Origin of the sequence: Mycobacterium sp. E1715, from assembly GCF_001667625.1 — a bacterium.
Classification (GTDB): Bacteria; Actinomycetota; Actinomycetes; order Mycobacteriales; family Mycobacteriaceae; genus Mycobacterium.
Window position 1 is genome coordinate 1 of the sequence record NZ_LZJJ01000007.1, and the last position, 20,045, is coordinate 20,045.

17 protein-coding genes and 1 tRNA gene are annotated in these 20,045 nt (G+C 65.9%); 13 read left to right on the top strand and 5 right to left on the bottom strand.

All coding sequences use genetic code 11. From position 1 onward, the window contains the following. Positions 1-442: Lrp/AsnC family transcriptional regulator (locus A9X03_RS00230; RefSeq protein WP_068259096.1), on the bottom strand; the 442-nt coding region annotated here is incomplete at its 3' end. A 122-nt stretch (positions 443-564) separates the two neighbouring features. Between A9X03_RS00230 and ddaH the strand changes: the two genes are divergently transcribed. The 4 genes from ddaH to A9X03_RS00250 are packed head-to-tail and all read left to right on the top strand — an operon-like array spanning position 565 to position 5,001. Next, positions 565-1,422, top strand: a complete 858-nt coding sequence (gene ddaH / locus A9X03_RS00235) for a dimethylargininase (protein WP_068259098.1) — start codon at positions 565-567, stop codon at positions 1,420-1,422. Then, complete coding sequence (gene rocD, locus A9X03_RS00240; RefSeq protein ID WP_068259101.1) at positions 1,419-2,654, top strand: ornithine--oxo-acid transaminase; 1,236 nt, start codon at positions 1,419-1,421, stop codon at positions 2,652-2,654. Before ddaH ends, rocD begins: the two co-directional genes overlap by 4 nt. A 59-nt stretch (positions 2,655-2,713) precedes the next feature. Further along, a complete protein-coding gene (locus A9X03_RS00245) occupies positions 2,714-4,126 on the top strand; it encodes an amino acid permease (protein ID WP_068259133.1) in 1,413 nt (470 codons plus the stop codon). After that, positions 4,123-5,001: a universal stress protein gene (locus tag A9X03_RS00250; RefSeq protein WP_068259104.1), complete on the top strand. Its 879-nt coding sequence runs from the start codon at positions 4,123-4,125 to the stop codon at positions 4,999-5,001. The genes A9X03_RS00245 and A9X03_RS00250 overlap by 4 nt, the downstream gene beginning before the upstream one ends. Here the strand turns inward: A9X03_RS00250 and A9X03_RS00255 are convergent. The 3 genes from A9X03_RS00255 to A9X03_RS00265 all read right to left on the bottom strand — a co-directional run bounded on the left by A9X03_RS00255 (position 4,998) and on the right by A9X03_RS00265 (position 8,101). Continuing rightward, positions 4,998-6,335 carry an extracellular solute-binding protein gene (locus A9X03_RS00255; protein WP_068259106.1) on the bottom strand — a complete coding sequence of 446 codons (1,338 nt, stop codon included), beginning with the start codon at positions 6,333-6,335 and terminating at the stop codon, positions 4,998-5,000. The genes A9X03_RS00250 and A9X03_RS00255 overlap by 4 nt on opposite strands. A gap of 79 nt (positions 6,336-6,414) precedes the next feature. Further along, the gene (locus A9X03_RS00260; RefSeq protein ID WP_067748505.1) at positions 6,415-7,230 is read right to left on the bottom strand and encodes a carbohydrate ABC transporter permease; all 816 of its coding nucleotides are present in this window, start codon (positions 7,228-7,230) and stop codon (positions 6,415-6,417) included. Next, positions 7,217-8,101 carry a carbohydrate ABC transporter permease gene (locus tag A9X03_RS00265; protein WP_067748507.1) on the bottom strand — a complete coding sequence of 295 codons (885 nt, stop codon included), beginning with the start codon at positions 8,099-8,101 and terminating at the stop codon, positions 7,217-7,219. Before A9X03_RS00265 ends, A9X03_RS00260 begins: the two co-directional genes overlap by 14 nt. 59 nt (positions 8,102-8,160) lie before the next feature. Here A9X03_RS00265 and A9X03_RS00270 point away from each other — a divergent pair, with 59 nt between their 5' ends. The 8 genes from A9X03_RS00270 (at position 8,161) to A9X03_RS00305 (ending at position 15,646) form a co-directional block, all read left to right on the top strand. Continuing rightward, complete coding sequence (locus A9X03_RS00270; protein WP_068259138.1) at positions 8,161-9,678, top strand: TldD/PmbA family protein; 1,518 nt, start codon at positions 8,161-8,163, stop codon at positions 9,676-9,678. A 49-nt stretch (positions 9,679-9,727) separates the two neighbouring features. Next, positions 9,728-11,101 (top strand): TldD/PmbA family protein, encoded by a 1,374-nt coding sequence (locus A9X03_RS00275; protein ID WP_068259109.1) that lies wholly within the window; start codon positions 9,728-9,730, stop codon positions 11,099-11,101. Positions 11,102-11,141: 40 nt separating this feature from the next. Further along, positions 11,142-12,008 carry a carboxymuconolactone decarboxylase family protein gene (locus tag A9X03_RS00280; RefSeq protein ID WP_068259113.1) on the top strand — a complete coding sequence of 289 codons (867 nt, stop codon included), beginning with the start codon at positions 11,142-11,144 and terminating at the stop codon, positions 12,006-12,008. Between the two features lie 397 nt (positions 12,009-12,405). After that, complete coding sequence (locus A9X03_RS00285; RefSeq protein ID WP_231968841.1) at positions 12,406-12,828, top strand: hypothetical protein; 423 nt, start codon at positions 12,406-12,408, stop codon at positions 12,826-12,828. Between the two features lie 278 nt (positions 12,829-13,106). Beyond that, a complete protein-coding gene (locus A9X03_RS00290) occupies positions 13,107-13,526 on the top strand; it encodes a hypothetical protein (protein WP_067748511.1) in 420 nt (139 codons plus the stop codon). 103 nt (positions 13,527-13,629) lie between these two features. Beyond that, positions 13,630-13,703, top strand: a tRNA-Ile gene (locus A9X03_RS00295). A gap of 289 nt (positions 13,704-13,992) precedes the next feature. Beyond that, positions 13,993-14,418, top strand: a complete 426-nt coding sequence (locus tag A9X03_RS00300; protein ID WP_067748513.1) for a nuclear transport factor 2 family protein — start codon at positions 13,993-13,995, stop codon at positions 14,416-14,418. Positions 14,419-14,503: 85 nt separating this feature from the next. Then, positions 14,504-15,646 carry an LLM class flavin-dependent oxidoreductase gene (locus tag A9X03_RS00305; protein ID WP_068259116.1) on the top strand — a complete coding sequence of 381 codons (1,143 nt, stop codon included), beginning with the start codon at positions 14,504-14,506 and terminating at the stop codon, positions 15,644-15,646. A 610-nt stretch (positions 15,647-16,256) separates the two neighbouring features. On the opposite strand, the gene A9X03_RS00310 is transcribed toward A9X03_RS00305, so the two are convergent. Further along, positions 16,257-17,321 (bottom strand): hypothetical protein, encoded by a 1,065-nt coding sequence (locus tag A9X03_RS00310; protein ID WP_369830983.1) that lies wholly within the window; start codon positions 17,319-17,321, stop codon positions 16,257-16,259. A gap of 169 nt (positions 17,322-17,490) precedes the next feature. Between A9X03_RS00310 and A9X03_RS00315 the strand changes: the two genes are divergently transcribed. After that, positions 17,491-20,037, top strand: a complete 2,547-nt coding sequence (locus A9X03_RS00315; protein ID WP_068259121.1) for an excinuclease ABC subunit UvrA — start codon at positions 17,491-17,493, stop codon at positions 20,035-20,037. Positions 20,038-20,045: the final 8 nt, after the last annotated feature.

Below are 20,045 nucleotides of genomic sequence, written 5' to 3' on the forward strand. Positions count from 1 at the left end.
TGCGCAGCCTGTCGATGAGATTCGACAACACCACGATGCTCTCGCTTCTCTCGATGTCCGCGCTCGACCGGATGCGCTCGAGGGCGGCTTCCAGGTGCCGCATGTCGCGCGCCAGCACGTGCAGGATCGCATCCGACGTGCCGGTCACCGTCGCCGCGCTGGCCACCTCGGGGATGTCGACCCAGGCGGCGCGCAGCCGGTCGGGCGCGATCGTGCCGTGGCAGAAGACCTGCACGTAGGCCTCGGTGTTCCAGCCGAGTGCGTTGCGGTCGACGACCGTGGTGAAGCCCTTGATGACGCCGGTGTCCAGCATCCGGTCGACCCGGCGCTTGACCGCGGGCGCAGACAGATTCACCTTCTCGCCGATTTCGGCGAACGTGGCCCGCGCATGCTCGGTCAGTTCGGTCAGGATGCGGGAGTCGGTCTCGTCGAGGCGCTCCATCGCCCTCCGTTTCGGTCGTGCGCAACAAATCGATGCCAGCAGCAGTCTAACGCAATAAACCGCGCATAGACACGCAACAGCTAGCGTTTGATTGTGTACCGAGGCGCCAATACCGTTGATTTATGACGGAACAGTACGTCGCGGCGCCCGCGCCCTCCCCGGCGCGACCGGGGCACATTCGAACGCCAACCGCCCGCCGCTACGCGATGACGCCGCCGACCTTCTTCGCGGTCGAGTACGCGATCAATCCGTGGATGGACACCTCGACGCCGGTCGACGTCGGGCTCGCGCACGCGCAATGGGAGGCGTTGCGCGCGACCTACCGCCGGCTGGGCCACCGGGTGGACGTGATCGAGCCCGCGGCCGGGCTGCCGGACATGGTGTACGCCGCCAACGGCGGATTCATCGCCGGCGACGTCGCGATCGTCGCGAAGTTTCGATTCGCGCAGCGCGCCGGTGAATCGCGCGCCTATGCCGACTGGATGTCATCCATCGGGTACCGGCCGGTGTCCACCCGTCATGTCAACGAGGGGCAGGGCGACCTGCTGATGGTCGGGCAAACGGTGTTGGCGGGCTACGGATTTCGCACCGACCGGCGCGCGCATCCGGAAATCTCCGCGGCGCTTCGCCTGCCCGTCGTCTCACTCGAATTGGTGGATCCGCGTTTCTACCATCTCGACACCGCGCTGGCCGTGCTCGACGACCGCACGATCGCGTTCTACCCGCCGGCGTTCAGCGCCGCCGCCCAGGATCAACTGCAGGCGTTGTTCCCCGACGCGATCGTGGTGGGAAGCGCCGACGCGTTCGTCCTCGGCCTCAACGTCGTGTCTGACGGACGGCGCGTCGTCTTGCCCGCGGCGGCAACCGGATTCGCCGCGCAACTCCGTGCCGCGGGCTTCGAGCCCGTCGGCGTCGACCTCTCTGAGCTCCTCAAGGGAGGCGGTTCGGTCAAGTGCTGCACATTGGAGGTCTTTCCATGACGATCCTCGACGCCCCGACTCCGACCGAAACCGATGCCGCCATCGAGCTGGTCGAACGCCATGCGGCGCACAACTATTCGCCTTTGCCGGTGGTGGCCGCCAGCGCGGAGGGCGCATGGATCACCGACGTGGAGGGTCGGCGTTACCTGGACTGTCTGGCCGCCTACTCGGCGGTGAACTTCGGCCATCGCAACCCGGAGATCACGGCAGCGGCCCACGCCCAGCTCGACACGGTCACGCTGGTGAGCCGCGCTTTCCATTCCGACACCCTTGGCCCGTTCTGCGCCGCTTTGGCCCGGCTGTGCGGCAAGGACCTGGTGCTGCCGATGAACTCGGGCGCCGAAGCCGTGGAGAGCGGTCTCAAGATCGCCCGCAAGTGGGGCGCCGACGTCAAGGGCGTCCCCGACGGTCGTGCAAACATCATCGTGGCCGACAACAACTTTCACGGTCGCACGATCAGCATCGTCAGCTTCTCCTCGGATCCCACGGCGCGGGACGGTTTCGGGCCGCTCACGCCGGGGTTCCGCTCGGTGCCCTTCGGCGACGCCGACGCGCTGGCGTGTGCGATCGACGACGACACGGTCGCCGTGCTGCTGGAACCGATTCAGGGCGAGGCGGGCATCGTCGTTCCGCCCGACGACTACCTGCCCGCCGTTCGCGCCGTGTGCAACGAGCGCAACGTGTTGATGATCGCCGACGAGATCCAGTCCGGCCTGGCGCGGACGGGCCACACCTTCGCCTGCGACCACTGGGGCGTGGTGCCGGACGTCTACCTGCTCGGTAAGGCGCTGGGCGGCGGCGTGGTCCCGCTGTCGGCGGTGGTCGCCGACCGCGAGATCCTGGGCGTGCTGCATCCCGGTGAACACGGCTCCACCTTCGGCGGTAACCCGTTGGCCGCCGCCATCGGCACCACCGTGGTGTCCATGCTGCGGCGCGGAGAATTCCAGGCCCGTTCGGCGGTTTTGGGGGCACACCTGCACGCGCGTCTGCGCGCACTCCTGGGTCACGGCCTGCTGGAGGTGCGCGGGCTGGGGTTGTGGGCCGGGGTCGACGTCGACCCGCGGCTCGGGACGGGCAAGCAGATCAGCCTTCGACTGGCCGACCGGGGCGTGTTGGTGAAGGACACGCACGGCTCGACGTTGCGGTTCGCGCCACCTTTGGTGATCGGCGAGCAGGAGATCGACTGGGCGATCGAGCAGTTCGCTTCTGTGCTGCGGGAGGCTGGCCCATAATCAGCTGATCGAGCAAGGAGGGGTAATTGCAACCCACGTCGATCAGCCTGAAGGAGCAGATGCTGCGGCGCCGACCGGTTGTCGGCACGCCCGTCGCGTACGGGGCCGCGGACCACCTCAAGCGGAGCATCGGCACTTTCCAGCTGACCATGTTCGGGGTCGGCTCGACGGTCGGGACGGGCATCTTCTTCGTCATGTCCCAGGCCGTGCCCGAAGCCGGCCCCGCAGTGATCCTCTCCTTCCTCATCGCCGGGGTCGCGGCCGGACTCGCGGCGATCTGCTACGCCGAATTGGCTTCGGCCGTGCCGGTTTCCGGGTCGTCGTACTCGTACGCGTACACCACCCTGGGCGAGGTGGTGGCGATGGGGGTGGCGGCCTGTCTGCTGCTCGAATACGGAGTCTCGACCGCCGCCGTCGCGGTCAACTGGAGCGGCTACCTCAACAAGCTGCTCGGCAACGTCTTCGGCTTCCAGTTGCCGCACGCGCTGTCGGCCGCGCCGTGGGATGCCAGGCCGGGCTACGTGAACGTGCCCGCGATCATCTTGATCGCGATGTGCGCGTTGCTGCTCATCCGAGGCGCCAGCGAATCGGCCAGGGTCAACACGATCATGGTGCTCGTCAAGCTGGGCGTGCTGATCATCTTCGTGATCGTGGCGTTCACGGCGTTCGACGCGCACCATTTCCACGACTTCGCGCCCTTCGGCGTTGCGGGAATCGGCTCGGCCGCCGGCACCATCTTTTTCTCCTATATCGGGCTTGACGCCGTGTCCACCGCGGCTGACGAGGTGAAGGACCCGCAAAAGACCATGCCGCGCGCGCTGATTGCGGCTCTGGTGACCGTGACGAGCGTGTACGTGTTGGTCGCGGTGGCCGCGCTGGGGACCCAGCGCTGGCAGGACTTCGCCGGGCAGCAGGAGGCCGGGCTGGCCACCATCCTCGACAACGTCACGGGCGGCAGCTGGGCCGGCACCATCCTGGCTGCGGGCGCGGTGATTTCGATCTTCTCCGTCACCCTGGTCACCATGTACGGGCAGACGCGGATCCTGTTCGCGATGGGCCGCGACGGCCTGCTGCCCACCCGATTCGCGCGGGTGAACACGCGCACGATGACGCCGGTGGGCAACACGGTGATCGTCGGCGTCGCGGCCTCCGCCCTGGCCGCCTTCATACCGCTGGACAAGCTCGCGGACATGGTGTCCATCGGGACGCTCACCGCGTTCGTCGTCGTCTCCGCCGGAGTGATCATCTTGCGCGTGCGCGAGCCCGACCTGCCGCGCGGCTTCAAGGTGCCCGGTTATCCCGTCACGCCCGTCCTTTCGGTGTTGGCGTGCGGATACATCCTCGCGAGCCTGCATTGGTACACCTGGATTGCCTTCGGTGGCTGGATCGCGCTCGCGTTAGTCTTCTACTTCGTGTGGGGCCGCCATCACAGCGCGCTCAACGCCGAAACGCTCGAGCGGGACGCGCTGTGACCGTCGTCGTGGGCTACCGGGCCGGCAAGGTCGGGCTCTCCGGGCTGCATCTGGGCGTGCGCATCGCGCGGACCCGCGGCACCTCGCTCACCGTGGCGACCATCGTGCCCAAGCCGTGGCTGACACCCTCGCGCGCCCGCGTCGACGCCGAGTACGAACTATGGGCCGACACCATGGCCGCGGAGTCGGCGAAGGAGGCCGCCCGGTTCATGGAAACGGTGGGCGACGGGATAGACGTCACGTACCTGCACCGCGCGCACGGATCGGTATCCGGGGGACTCCTCGAAATAGTCCACGAGGTGGACGCCGACGTGCTCGTGCTGGGGTCGTTGCCCAGCGGCGGGCGTGGGCAAGTGCTGATCGGCTCGACCGCCGACTGGCTGCTGCACGCCTCGCCCGTGCCGGTGGCGATCAGCCCGCGCAATTACCGCTCGCACCAAGGCACGTTGACCCGGCTCAGCTGTGCCTATTCGGCCACCCCCGACTCGGTCGACGTGGTGAAGCGCTGCTATGACTTGGGACAGCGATTCGGCGTGCCGGTGCGAGTGATCACCTTCGCCGTTCGCGGCAAGACGATGTATCCCCCGGAGGTCGGGCTCGAGGTCGAGGATCAGGTGCTGGCGGCCTGGGCCGCCCAGGTGCGCGACATCCTCGAGGAACTCAAGACCGACCAGATCGTGAGCGAAGACGTTGCGCTGCAGGTGGTTACCGGACGCAGCTGGAAAGAGGCACTGGCGAAGGCGGATTGGCAGGAGGGCGAGATACTCGCGCTGGGCACCCGGCCGCGCGGTGACATCCGGCGGGTCTTCCTCGGTTCGCGCAGCGCCAAGATCATCCGGGAGAGCCCAGTGCCGGTGCTGGTGCTGCCCGGCTAGCGCTGCGCCGCGGCGTTGGCGGCCGCTTGGGCCTTGCCCAGGGTGGTCGCGACATCGCCCCGGCCCAGGAACATTTCATCGAAGTACGGCCGCAGGGCGTCGTTGCCGGCCGCGAAGCCCGCACCGCCGGGTGCCGCGATGCGCGGCCCGTTGAGCACGGCGAAGAAGGGCGTGACGTCGACACCCCGGGCGGCCCAGTAGTCGAAGTAAACCGGTTGGGCCAACAGGACCGCCGGGATGGCCGCGCCCTCGCGCCCGAGGAACTCGTTGCCCTCCTTGCTGCCCATCCAGGTCAGGACCTGACGCACCGCTTCGGGATGCTTCGTCGCGGCATTGCCCGCCGCCGCAATGCCATTGGTGACGCTCACCCGGCCCACCGGGCCGGCCGGCATCATCGTCACGCCCCAGCGGAAGCGGGCATCGCGGGCCACCGGCGCCAGGTTGTAGGTGCCGGATTGGAAGAGCGCCATCCTGCCGGCCAGGAACTGGTTGCGGGAGAAGTCCCCGTTGTCGTTGGTGTCCGAGGCGGGCGGCGCGACGTGGTCGTCGTTGATCAGGCCAACCAGGTAACTGAAGGCCCGCACCGCACCCGGATTGTCGAACGCGAACTGGTCGCCGCGCTGGAAAATCCCGCCGGCCGAACCGATGTAGTTGAGGTAGATGCCCTGCGGGTCGTTGGCGGCGTTGTAGCCCCACTGCCGAACCCGTCGGGCGTCGAAACCGGCTGTGTTTCCGGCGTGTCCGTCCGCGTCCACCGTGAGCCGGGCCAGCATGGGCCGCAACGTGTCACCGCCGTCAGCGCTCCACCGCAAACCGCTCAGCTGGGCCGGTTCGACACCGGCCGCGGCGAGCAGGTCCGCGTTGTAGTACAGCGCGATCCCCGCATCGGTCAGCTGCGGCACACCCCACAGCACGCCGCCGCGGGTGAATTGGTCGACGACCGCCGAATCCCACGCCGAGGCGGACCCTGGCTTGAGGGCGGCGCCGATGTTCATCAGCCGGCCGCTGTCGGCGTAGGCGGCCAGGTAAGCGTTGGAGAGCCAGAAGATGTCGTCGGCGCTACCGCCGGCGACATCGGTGCGCAGCGTGTCGAAGTACGTCGAATACGACACCACGCTGGTGTGCACCACGATGTCGGGATGCGCGCGGTTGAACGCCGCGAAGGACTGCCGGTAGGCCGCGGCGATCTGGTCGGCCCAGACCCGCACCGTCACGACGACCTTGCCGCCCGGGGGCTGACCGGAGTAGTCGAGCAACACCGCGGTCGCGCCCAACAGAACAGCCACCAGGGCGAGCGCCCCGGCCATCAGCGTCGACACGCGAGGCCGGCTCATGATGTGCGCCCAGATTGCCGTGGTGGTCGTAAGGCGCCGAAAATCACAGCCCTGACCGCAATCTCGATGCGCGGCCTGGTCATTTGAGCCCCGAGACGACGATCGAAGCGACGATGTGACGCTGGAAGACCACGAACAGCGCGATCAACGGGACGATGGCGACCGTCGTCGCCGCCATCACCAACGTCCACTGGGCGTTGAACCGCGATTGCAAGTCGGCCGTCGCCACCGTGAGCACCCGCCACTTGTGCCCGCTGGTGATCACCAACGGCCACATGAAGTTATTCCACTGCGAAACCACCGTGATCAACGTCAGAGCAGCCAGGACCGGCCGGCTGGACGGGATGACCACGTGCACGATGACGTCCAACGTGTTGGCGCCGTCCAGGTGGGCGGCGTTGACCAAGTCGTTCGGGATGATGCGAAAGTGCTCGCGTAGCAGGAAGATCGCGTACGGCGAGCCGAACATGAAGGGCAGCACCAACGCCCAGAACGTGTTCCGCAGGCCGAGTTGGGCCATCATCAGATACAGCGGCACCACCGTCACCGTCCCCGGCACCATCAACGTCGCGATGTACACCCAGAACAGCGCGTCGCGCCCGGGAAAGTCCAACCGCGCGAACGCGTATCCCGCCAGCACCGAAAAGGTCATCTGGCCCAGCAGGATCACGGCGGTCATCAACGCGGTCACGGCGGCCGCCCGGCCGAATCCGGCTCCGCCCAGGTCGGCGTAGTTGGCGAGCGTGAACGGCCGCGGCAGCTGCAGGGGCGTGCCCGTGGCGAACTGGTGCGCCGAGGTGAACGAGGTGAGCAGGCCAAGAGCGAACGGCGCCAAGGTGATCAGCGCACCGAGGATGAGCCCGGCGTAGATGACGAGCCGCCTAGGTGAGGTCATAGCTGATCCGCCGCCGGAAATACAGGTGTTGCACCATGGTGACGCCGATCAGGATGACGAACAACACCACCGCCATCACCGACGCGCGCCCGATGGCCGCGGAGCCGAACGCCTCGGCGTAGATGCGGTGGGCCACCAGGTCGGTGCTGCCGCCGGGCCCGCCGCCGGTCAGCGCGTAGACCATGTCGAAAACCTGTGCGGTGCTGACGATCCCCGTTACGAGGACGAAGAACGTGGTCGGCCGCAGCATGGGCAGGGTGATGCGCCAGAACCGTTGCCAGGCGGTCGCGCCGTCGGTGCGCGCGGCCGCGTGGATGTCGTCGGGGATGGCCAGCAAGCCCGCCAGGAACGACAGCGAGACGTATCCGACGTTCGTCCATACGACGACGGCCGAGACGAGCGGCAGCGCGAAGCTGGGGTCCGACAGCCACTCGATGCTGTGGCCCAGCAGGGTGCTGACGGCGCCGTCGGTGGGAGCAAGAATCCAGCGCCACAGCACCGCGATCGCCAGCGGGGCGCAGATCCAGGGCAACACGTAGAGGGTGCGGAACAGGCCGGTGCCGGGAAGCTGGCGGGCCAACATCGACGCGGCCAGCAGACCCAGCACCGTCTGCGCCGGAACCACGATCGCCACGAAGAGGGCGGTGACGATCAGCGAGTTGGCGAAGGTGCGATCGGTCAGCACCGACCGCCAGTTCGACAGGCCTACATAGTGCAGCGGCCCGAGCAGGTCCCATCGGTACAGGCTCAACCAGATCACCACGAGGATGGGCAGCAGCAAGAAGGCGAGCACACCGAACAGGCTGGGCGCCAGCAGGGCATAGCCCAGCGCGGTGGAGCGAGGCTGTGTCCTCCGGACGCCGCTGGCCATGGAGGTAATTAAAGCGGGCGGCGCCCGGGTTTGGGGTGAACGGCCGTTACGGTGGAACGGTGACACCGAACCGGGGGATCGATGCCGACTTCCTCAACCTGCCCCGCCATGAGCTGGCCGATGCCGCGCTGTCATCGGCCACCGCGGCCGGTGCCAGCTACGCCGACCTGCGGGTTCACCGCATCGTGTCCGAGATCATCCAGCTGCGCGATGGTGAGCTGGAGACGGCGGTCGTCAACCGCGAGCTCGGGTTGGCCGTGCGGGTGATCGTCGACGGCACGTGGGGATTCGCCTCGCACGCGGAGCTGGCGCCGTCGGTCGCGGCCGAGACCGCGCGGCACGCCGTGCAGGTGGCCACCACCCTGGCGACGCTGAACCGCGAGCGCGTCGAGCTGGCGCCTGAACCGGTGTACGCCGACGCCACCTGGGTCTCGAATTACCGGACCGACCCGTTCAGCATCCCGGTGGCCGACAAGATCGACGTGTTGGAGGACTACTCCGGTCGGCTGCTCAGTGCCGATGGTGTCGACCACGTGTCGGCCATCCTCACGGCCGTCAAGGAACAGTCGTTTTACGCCGACACGTTCGGGTCGTCGATCACCCAGCAGCGGGTGCGGGTGCAGCCCTCGCTGGAGGCGGTGACCGTCGACGCGGCGGCCGGCAGCTTCGACTCGATGCGCACGCTGGCGCCGCCGACCGGGCGCGGCTGGGAAGTGCTGGCCGGCGACGAGGTGTGGAACTGGACGGACGAGCTGGCGCAATTGCCGTCGCTGCTCGCCGAGAAGGTCAAGGCGCCCAGCGTGATCGCGGGGCGCACGGACCTGGTGATCGACCCGTCCAACCTATGGCTGACGATCCACGAATCCATCGGGCACGCAACCGAATACGACCGGGCCATCGGCTACGAGGCCGCCTACGCCGGAACGTCGTTCGCCACGCCCGACAAACTCGGCACCATGCGGTACGGCTCACCGGTGATGGTCGTGACCGCCGACCGCACCGTCGACCACGGCCTGGCGACCATCGGTTACGACGACGAAGGCGTGGCGGCGCAGAGCTGGGATCTGGTGCGTGACGGCATCTTTGTCGGCTATCAGCTCGATCGGGTGTTCGCTCCGAGACTTGGACAACCGCGGTCCAACGGCTGCTCGTATGCCGATTCGCCGCATCATGTGCCGATCCAACGGATGGCCAACGTGTCGCTGCAGCCGGCGCGCGAGGACGTCAGCACCGCCGACCTCATCAGCCGTGTGCAGGACGGCATCTACATCATCGGCGACAAGTCGTGGTCAATCGACATGCAGCGCTACAACTTTCAGTTCACCGGCCAGCGGTTCTTCCGCATCCGCGACGGCCGCCTGGACGGCCAGCTGCGCGACGTGGCCTATCAGGCCACCACCACCGATTTCTGGAACTCGATGGAAGCCGTGGGCGGCCCGTCGACGTGGCGGCTCGGCGGCGCATTCAACTGTGGGAAGGCCCAGCCCGGTCAGGTCGCCCCGGTCAGCCACGGCTGTCCGTCGGCGCTGTTCCGCGGCGTCAACGTGCTCAACACCCGGACCGAGGGCGGCCGATGATCCGCGCCGGCGACGATGCAGAACGAAGCGATGCTGAGGAGCGGCGCCGATGATCAGCGCGCAGCATGTCGTCAACCTCGTCCTCGAGGAGGCCGCCAAGCTCGGCGGCGCGAGCGAGACCATGGTGCTCGTCACCGACAAGGTGGAGGCCACGTTGCGATGGGCCGGCAACTCGATGACCACCAACGGGGTTGCGGTCAACCGCAGCATCACGGTGATCTCGATTGTCCGCCAAGGATCCGGCGCGCGCATCGGCACGATGGTGTCGGCCGAGGTCGATCCCCGGGTGATCCCCGAGCTGGTGGCGGCGTCGCAGGAGGCGGCCCGCTCGGCGCCCGAAGCCGGCGATGCCGCGCCGCTGCTGGCCGACACCGGGGTGCCCGCCGATTGGAACGCGCCGGTGCCCGGCACCGGGCCCCTGGTGTTCGCCGATGTCGCCGACTCGTTGAGTCGCGGATTCGAAGGCGCCGACCGGCTGTACGGCTTTGCGCACCACAGCGTTTCGACGACGTTCCTCGCGTCGTCGACGGGGGTGCGCCGACGCTACACCCAGCCCGCCGGGGCGGTGGAGATCAACGGCAAACGCGGCGAGGCAAGCGCCTGGGCGGGTATCGGCACGCCCGACTTCGTCGACGTGCCAATGGATTCGCTCCTCGAGGAGCTGTCGATGCGCCTCGGTTGGGCCGAGCGCACCGTGGAGCTGCCCGCGGGCCGGTACGAGACGATCATGCCGCCGTCCACGGTCGCCGACATGATGCTTTACCTGGCGTGGTCGATGGCCGGCCGCGGTGCGCGAGAGGGCCGCACCGCCTTTTCGGCGCCCGGCGGCGGGACGCGGGTGGGGGAGCGGCTCACCGAGTTACCGCTGACGCTGTTCTCCGATCCGATGGCGCCGGGTCTGGCGTGCACACCGTTCGTCGCGGTGAGCAGCTCGTCGGAGACGATGTCGGTGTTCGACAACGGCATGGAGATCGGCCAGGTGGATTGGATCCGCGACGGCGTGATCAACGCGCTGGCCTACCCGCGCGCGACGGCCGCCAAATTCGACGCCGAGGTCGCGGTCGCCGCCGACAATCTGGTGATGACGGGCGGGTCGGCCGAGTTGGCCGACATGATCGCGGCCACGGAACGCGGACTGCTGCTGACCACGCTGTGGTACATCCGCGAGGTCGACCCCACCACGCTGTTGCTCACCGGGCTGACCCGTGACGGTGTCTACCTGATCGAGGACGGCGAGGTGACCGCCGCGGTCAACAACTTCCGCTTCAACGAGAGTCCCCTGGACCTGCTGCGGCGGGCCACCGAGGCCGGGACGAGTGAGAAGACCCTGCCCCGGGAGTGGGCGGACTGGGCCACCCGGGCGGCCATGCCGTCGCTGCGGATCCCGGACTTCCATATGTCGTCGGTGAGCCAGGCCCAGTAGGCGATTGCCGCTCGGCCGGCGGCGTTCTAGCGTGTGACGAATGGCGGCTCCGGTTTCGGTCCAAACAGATCAGTTGGCGCGGTTGGTGGCCCTGTTTCCGGGCTCCCCGCCGGAGGCGCGCATCGCGGCGCTGATTCGGCGGGTCTGTGCCCAGACGTTGTCACTGCCGCCGCTGCCGGCGCCCGTCGAGGCCGGCGCGCCCGAATCGCAGACCGAGGTCGTCGTCGCCGAGTTCGCCGAGCAGTTCAGCGCCGACGTCTCCGCGATCACCGGCGAGCAGCGGTCCCGGCTGGTGAAGCAGTTGGGCGACGGCGCCTTTGGCGTGGTGGTGTCTATGTATATCGCCGACTTCGTCCCGCGAGTGCGGGCGGGGCTGGAGGCTCTCGGCGTCGGCTCGGAGTACTTGGGCTGGGTGAACGGCAGCGTCGCGTGGGATCACAGCACGAATCCGGCGAATCTGGTGTTCAACGATTTCTTGCCCGCGGTGGCCCGGATGCGCGCGCTCGACCCGGTCACCTCCGAGATGGTCCGGCTGCGCGGGGCAGCTCAGCACAACTGTCGGTTGTGCAAGTCGCTGCGTGAGGGCACGGCGCTGGACGCCGGCGGTTCGGAGACGCTCTACGACGAGATCGGTCGCTTCGAAGCCTCGCGGTTGCTCGACGACCGCGTCAAAGCAGCGCTGCGCTACACCGATGCGTTAATTTGGACCCCTGCGCACCTCGCCGTCGACGATGCCGCCGAGGTGCGCTCCCGGTTCTCGGATGCCGAGGCCGTCGAGCTCACCTTTGACATCATGCGGAATGCAAGCAATAAGGTCGCCGTCGCTTTGGGCGCCGATGCGCCCCGCGTCGAGCAGGGTACCGAGCGTTATCTGCTCGGGACCGACGGGCAGACCGTATTCAGCTGACTCCCGCCTGGGCTGCCACGGTCGACCGCCGCCCAGCCGCCAGGTGCGTAATCGCAGCTCAAAAAGCTTTTGGCTTGCGCATGCCGCCTCGGCTGGCGTGGATCGGACGACGGACGCAGGCCCGGTGCGAAGTAGCGAATGTTAACCATCCGTACACGGCCGCGCAAACAAAAGTTCTCCACTCGGGCCGCTGCTACTGGCTAAATTTATGTCCCGACACCAAAACTCATATGTGAACTCATATGTGCTGGTGATCTCAGATGGCAGCGCCGCCTGAGTTGACGACTATCGACCGCGTGACTGCAAGCCGTGGCCCGTTATCTCGGTTAGCAGTCACCACACGAAGGCTTGGTTGCGTCGGAGGGCGAGATCGCTCCCACGCAGAGGGAGGTCCGGAATGACAACCACCCGTTCGCGGTCGCGCATGCGAGCGTCATCGGTCTGGGCTGCCGGCGTCACGCTGGGGGCCTCGATGCTTGGCGGGGCTGTGCTGTCGGCACCGCAAGCGTCGGCGTCCTGCAATCTGAGTCCGAAGGACGACCAGTACATCCAGTTGCTCGCTCAGAACAAGATGGTGCACAACGCCGACTTCAGTGACTGCACCGAGGCCGCCGAAGGGCGGTGGTTCGCCGACCAGGTGCGCAACCACCCCAATCCCTTTGGGGAGGCGCAAGAGTTGGTCAACATGATCACGAACACGACCTCGATGAACCAAGCGCAGGCCGAGTGGGAGGTCGAGTCGGCCATCTACGTTTATGCACCCGACATGATCCCCAAGATCAAGGATCAGGCCGCGCACGCGGACTGGCCCAAAGAGTAGCGCCCCGGGCTTCACCAGCTAACTCAATTTAAAATCACCGACACCACCCGTATCGGTGAGTTACGCACTGCATGTGATTGCCGATCGGCGGTAGTCATCGATCGCACGAGCGTTCTCCGCCGCGCAAAACCTTCAGCTCACCGAGGTTTTGGCTAACTGCTGTTCATTGATTGTTCGACGAACGCGTCGTTTGCCGCGTTTGGCGACGGTGGTACCCGACGTTTAGCGCGAAAGGACAGTTAGCAAATTCTACGAAGAGGGGGTCCGGAGAAGTGAGGATGACACGATCGCGCGAGCAGGTGTTGGCGGCGGGGGCCGCCGGGGTTGCGCTGGGAGCAGCGATGTTCGGTGGTGCTGTGCTAGGAGCGCCGCACGCGTCGGCGTCGTGCAACATGTCCCCGGCCGACGACCAGTACATCAAGCTGCTGGCGCAGAACAAGATGGTGCACAACGCCGACTTCAACGATTGCAGCGAGGCGGCAGAGGGACGTTGGTTCGCGAGCCAGGTACGGGCCAACCCCAACCAGTTCGGCGAGGCCCAGGAGCTGGTCAACATGATCACCAGGACCACGCCGATGAGCCAGAAGCAGGCCGAGTGGGAGGTCGAGTCCGCTATCTACGTCTACGCGCCGGACTTGATCCCGAGGCTCAAGGATCAGGCCGCGCGGCAAGCGCCCGGCCAGCCGGCGCCGATGTGATGCCCCGTCGAGCCCGCCGCCTTTTTCGAGGGCGGCGGGCTTCGAGCATGCCCGGCGGACGACGACCCCGCGTTGGGCTACGGTTTCCTACGGAACATCGCTAGGGGCGGTAGCTCAGTTGGTTAGAGCCGCGGACTCATAATCCGTTGGTCGCGGGTTCGAGCCCCGCCCGCCCTACTTCAGAGGTGTATGACCTCGGATGATGTGTGACATTTCGTCTTCGGCTGATGGGTGACAGTGTTTCGGCTGATGCGTGACACCTACTTCGGTTGATCCGTGACACTCCCTGGATGAGGGAGTTGAGCGTGGCCGAGCAGAGGTATCAGGCCGTGCTGGCAGTGATCACGCGACGGGCTGTCGGTAGCAAGCTATTGCCTAGTCGTAATTCGCTACAACATATCCTTCATTCGGTGGCGGGGTCGGATGACGGCGACCGGCTATAGATCATGCAACGAAGGAGTTCCGGGTGTTCAGTGGACCGGCGGAAGACCTTCTCAAGATCCGGGAGCGGATCGACAGTTATTGCGATGCTGTCAGTCGGAGCGCACTCGACGATTACCTGGCGTGCTGGACCGAGGACGGCGCCCGGCTCGGGGAAGGCGGTGAATGTCGTGGCATAGCGGAGTTGCGCGCCCATTGGGACGGCATCTGGCAGGCCCTGTCGAAGATGGCGTTCATGGCGCAGGTCGGCGCGATCGAGGTCACCGGTGATGACGCACGTGCCCGGTCGTACTGCCTGGAGATCATGCAGTTTAGAGGCGGGGGCACGCGCCGCTTGATCGGAACGTACGACGACAAACTGCGGCGCGTCGACGGCCAATGGCTCTTCCGTGAACGCAACTACCGCGTCTTTCTCGTCGAGGATCCGACTGACCCGAAGGGTGAAGCGTGACCGATGTCGACACCATCGACCACTTCACCGACGTCCACCGGCGGCGGAATGTGCACCTCGGCGAAAGATTAAAAGGAGCGTCACGGTGAGCGGTCTGCGCATCGGCGTTATGCACAATACGATCAACTCACGGTTCGGGCCGAAGCCGCTGATTCAGGCCGATTACATGACGGGCTTGGCTGCGGGCTCCGACTCGTTTTGGGTGGCAGACCATCTCAATTCGGTCCTGCCGCCGTCAATGTGGAAGGCGGAGTACGTTGGCGCAGCCAAGATCATCCCCAAGATGGATGCGCATGTCGAGCCGTGGACGATGCTGGGCTATCTAGCCGGGCACAACAAGATCGGTCGGATGACGCTGGGTGTGGCGGTGACGGACACGGGCCGGCGAAACCCCGCCGTCACTGCGCAGGCCGTGGTGACCTTGCAGCACTTGACGCGCGGGCGCGCCATTCTTGGCATTGGGACTGGCGAACGGGAGGGTAACGAACCCTACGGAGTGGAGTGGTCGAAACCGGTCAGCCGGTTCGAAGAGGCGATGGCCACAATCCGCGCGCTGTGGGACTCGAATGGTGAACTCGTCAGCCGGGATTCGCCGTTCTTCCCGTTGCACAACGCCACGTTCGCCTTGACTCCCTTCAGGGGCAAGTGGCCTGAAATTTGGATCGCGGCCCACGGTCCACGAATGATCCGTGCCGCGGGCAAGTACGGGGACGGCTGGTTTCCCGGGACCACCCGGGCCGACGAGTACGCCAAGCAACTCAACGACTTGCGTGCGGCCGCGTCGGACGCCGGGCGCGACCCCATGTCGATCACCCCGGCCGGTATCCGCTTCATTCTCACCGGGCGCGCACAGGACGAGATTGACGAGATTTTGGACTCCAACTTGGTGAAGCTGTTCGTCCTCAACTCATCGGCCGAGGATTGGGAAAGGCATGGCGCTCAACATCCGATGGGCCCGGAGTTCAAAGGGGTGCAAGACCTCATTCCGCAGTTGATCGACGAGGAGACTGCGCTCAAGTACGCGGCGATGGCCCCCCGAGGGTTGGTGAAAGAGCTATTCGCGGTCGGGATGCCGGACGAGGTCGTCGATCAACTGGCGATGTTCAGGGATAGCGGTATGCAATGCCTCGTCGTCGGCAACATGGGCGCACTGCATCCCAAGCTCGCGCGGAGTGCCGCGGCGATGATGCCGTACCTCAAGGTCCTGCGCCGACTGAAGAAACTCTGACGGTCGACGTCCAACGTCGCGTGGCCGACAGATGGGCCCTGTTGGGGGGTCTGGCACTCATGGGGTGGGGTATCGCTCATCTTCTGTGCTCAACTTTGTTCGAATTGGTGAATCGGATGGCGTTCAAAACCACGTTCGCGCCGACATCCTTATCAACGGCAGCATCTAAGCAGGCCTCGGCTTGGCGCTGCTCAATGCTCAGATACGTCGAGCCACCGTGGGCGCCATAGTTGCCTGACCCATTTCAATGCCAGCCTGCTGTGCAGGCAGCGCCTCCTGCGCAACTAATTACGCAGTTACGGGCTCACGCACCTGCGCTATCGATCAACGTCGCCGTCTGCTCCACGAGCTAACAGCCCTGCCCGTTTCTCACCCCGGCGTCACCCCGCCGACCGGGGCGATTCGTAGGCGTACCGAGGCCGTGTCGGAACCGCATCGGAAGCGACCAAATCGCTGTCTCACGGGCACTTCAACGCGATTCGGCTAACCGTTTCGCCTGGTCGCCGAGAGGCTGGCTAGGGACTCATAATCCGTTGGTCGCGGGTTCGAGCCCCGCCCTACTTCAGAGATGTGTGATCGCGGCCGATGCGTGCCTACTTCGGCTGATCCTTCATGCTCGATCGTCTCGCGCGGGTGAGTTCTCGTGGGCGAATCGCTGGCGTTGTCGAACCCCATATGCCGCCGCCTTTACGGCCTCGTCGTCCTCCATCCCCGATCCCAGGGCACCCCCCAACGTGGCGACCGCCGCCACCAACCAGGCCATTAGCAACAAGGTTGAAAGACTGACGGGGTGTCCGATGTTTTTGGCGACCAATTGCGATGGAAGCGTCCACCACGCGGTCAGAAGCAGTAGGAGAAACAACCCGGCGTGGAAAATCACCACGCCGATCAGCAAAGTGACGACCGTCGAAGCGTTGTACAACACCGCGCGTTCCCGTTCGGCGGCTGAATGCGGGCGTTCCCATAATTTGTGTTCGATGATGAGCCAGGCGAGCAGCGCCGCACTGGCCAAGATCGTTGCGGTGCTCAATCGCCAAGGCCCCATGGTTGCGGACAGCTGCCACATCGTCGGATAAGCGAGGCTCACTGCCCCAGTGGCGAAGGCCGCCATCATCACCTTGGACATTCCGGTAACTAGCCGCCAGGGGCGATTGGCGTAAACCATCCCGGCCAGCAGTCGCAGACGTGACAGGCCTGTCGGCGCGATATAGCGGACAACGTCATCGTCCTGGGTTCGCGTCAGCCGCTTCGCCGACCCGTTGCGCTTGTCCGACCGGTCCGTCACCTCGGCAACGATGGTTTGAGCGACGTTTCTCACCCGGCGATCGATGAACACACCACCCATGCCGGGAATGGAGATCACTCCGAGCCGGTCAGGAATGCTGATGTCGGCTATTACGGGCGTCGTCCCCCGACGTCGGGGCAAATCCGTTAGGTAGATGACAATTTCTTCTGGCTCTTCACCCGGATTGATAGTGCCAACCACGTCGGAGACCTCGGCGTCTTCGTCGATCGGGTAGGCGTGACGGCGCACAGATACGCACCACTTGTCGTCTGCGGGACCCCCATGGGTGAGTGCGCTCGCTAGCGAATGAGAGAGGCGTTCGGCGATTGCCGTGGGCGCTCCGGGATCGGCGACAAGCAAAATCGATGATGGTTCGTCCCGCACCGGCACCGCTTACCCGAACTCCAAGCAGCCAAACGTGACAGGACGCTGGGGGAAGGCGGAGACCGTTTCAGGCATCCGTCGCGTCGTAATCCCTGAAACGATAAGGCCTCACACACAATCGTGAACAGCAAACACATGCTTGCGCGGCTGCAGCCCGGGTACTCGTCTGAGCACGATGACAGAAGAGCCCTACCGAAGCACGGACGAAATCGACCCTTGTGTGCGCGTATACGGGACGCGAGTCCACAATCTGCGCGGCGTCGACGTCGCAGCACCCCGCGACGCGCTGGTCGCGTTCACCGGGATCTCTGGATCCGGCAAATCCTCGTTGGCCTTTGGGACCATCTATGCCGAGGCCCAGCGGCGCTACTTCGAATCGGTGGCTCCGTATGCCCGTCGACTGCTACTGCCAACCGGCGCTCCAAAGGTAGATGACATCACCGGACTACCGCCTGCCGTCGCGCTGCAGCAGCGCCGAGGTTCGGCGACATCGCGGTCGACGGTCGGCACGATCACCACCTTGTCGAACTTGCTGAGGATGCTGTTCTCGCGCGCCGGTACCTACCCGCGGGGAGCCACAGAACGGCTGGATTCCGATGCGTTCTCCCCGAACACCGCGGTGGGCGCATGCCCCGAATGCCACGGCCTGGGACGAATCCATCGGGTGACCGAAGAGACACTGGTACCGGACCCGTCGCTGACCATCCGTCAAGGCGCCGTCGCGGCTTGGCCGGGTGCGTGGCAGGGCCAGAACTTACGCGACATCCTCGTCACGCTTGGCTACGACATCGACAAGCCATGGCGGAAACTGCCCAAGCGGCAACGCGATTGGATTCTTTTCACCGATGATCAGCCAACCGTCGAAATCGATCCCAGCCAGCACCCGGTGCAGGCCGATTACTACTACAACGGCACGTTCTCCAGCGCCGAACGCCATGTGCGCCACACCTTGGCCAATTCCCATAGCGCGATGATGCGTCGTCGCGTGCTGCAGTTCGTCGACAGCGTGGAGTGCCCGGCATGCGACGGTTCTGGGTTGCGATCGGAGGCCCTGAAGGTGACATTCGCCGGGCGCACCATCGCCGATTACGTGGCGATGCCATTGGCCGACCTTGCTGAATCGCTGCGCTCGACAGCTTCTCGGACCGATACCGCCGCCGCCTACGAGTCAACGGAATCCGGTGAACTGACGGAAGTGGCGACCATGATCGCCGCCGACCTCGTTGCACGCCTACAAGTTCTCATCGACCTCGGCCTCGGCTATCTCACGCTCAGTCGTCGCACTCCGACTGTATCGCCAGGCGAACTCCAGCGGTTGCGGCTGGCCACCCAACTGCGCGCCGGCCTGTTCGGGGTGCTCTACGTGCTCGACGAGCCTTCGGCCGGACTGCACCCCGCGGACGCCGAGCCGCTACTCGACGTGCTCGATCGGCTACGGCGCGCGGGCAATTCGCTATTCGTGGTCGAGCACGACATGGACGTGGTACGCCGTGCTGATTGGATCGTCGACGTCGGGCCTGGGGCGGGCGAGCTCGGCGGGAACGTGCTCTACAGCGGACCGGTGCCGGGTCTTGTCGGCATCGAGGAATCTGTCACTCGCAGATACCTTTTCGATGCGACCGCGCCGCCGACTCGTCAACCCCGCACTGAGTCGGGGCAACTGACGCTGCGCGGGATCTGCTTTCACAACTTGCGAGATCTCGACGTGGACCTGCCGCTTGGCGTGTACATCGCGATCACCGGAGTGTCCGGTTCCGGCAAGTCGACGCTCGTCGTCAAGGTCCTCGGCGACGTTGTGCGCGGCTATCTCGGCGCGGGACGAGCAGTAGAGCCGGCCCAATCCGACGACGACGAAACGGACACCGAGATCGTGGATCTCGATCATGACGCGAGCGTCGGCGTGACGGCAGAAGGTGTCGAGGGGATCAATCGGCTGGTGTCTGTCGACCAGCGCCCGATCGGGCGCACGCCGCGCTCGACGCTGGCGACCTACACCGGCCTGTTCGACGCGGTGCGCCACGCATTCGCCGCAACTTCGAAGGCGCGTCGCCGTGGTTGGACAGCGGGCCGGTTCTCGTTCAACGTGGCCGAGGGGCGCTGTCCCACCTGTCAGGGGGAGGGTTTCGTTTCGGTCGAATTGTTGTTCCTGCCGGGCACATACGCCACATGCCCGGCGTGCCTAGGAGCGCGCTACTCCGACGAGACACTCGAGGTGCGCTATCGCGACCGCACAATCGCCGACGTGCTCGCGATGACCGTCGACGAGGCGTCGGACTTTCTCGCCGACGTTGCGAGGGCGGCGCGGAGCCTGACCACGTTGCAAGAGGTCGGGCTGGGATATCTCCGTCTCGGACAGCCAGCGACCGAGCTGTCGGGTGGCGAGGCGCAGCGGATCAAGCTCGCCTCCGAACTCCAGAGACCCCGCCGCGGGCATACCCTCTATGTCCTCGACGAGCCGACCACGGGGCTTCACCCCGCTGATGTGGATCTGCTCGACCGCCAACTGCACCGCCTGGTCGACGCGGGCAATACCGTAGTGGTGGCCGAACACGACATGCGGATGGTCGCCGGTGCGGACTGGGTGATCGATTTGGGACCGGGAGCCGGCAGCGACGGTGGCCGGGTCGTTGCTGCGGGCCCGCCCACCAAGGTTGCCCGCACGAAACACAGCCGCACGGCGCCCTATCTGGCGAAACAGTTGACGCCGTGCGCTACTCGGTGAAAAGTCAA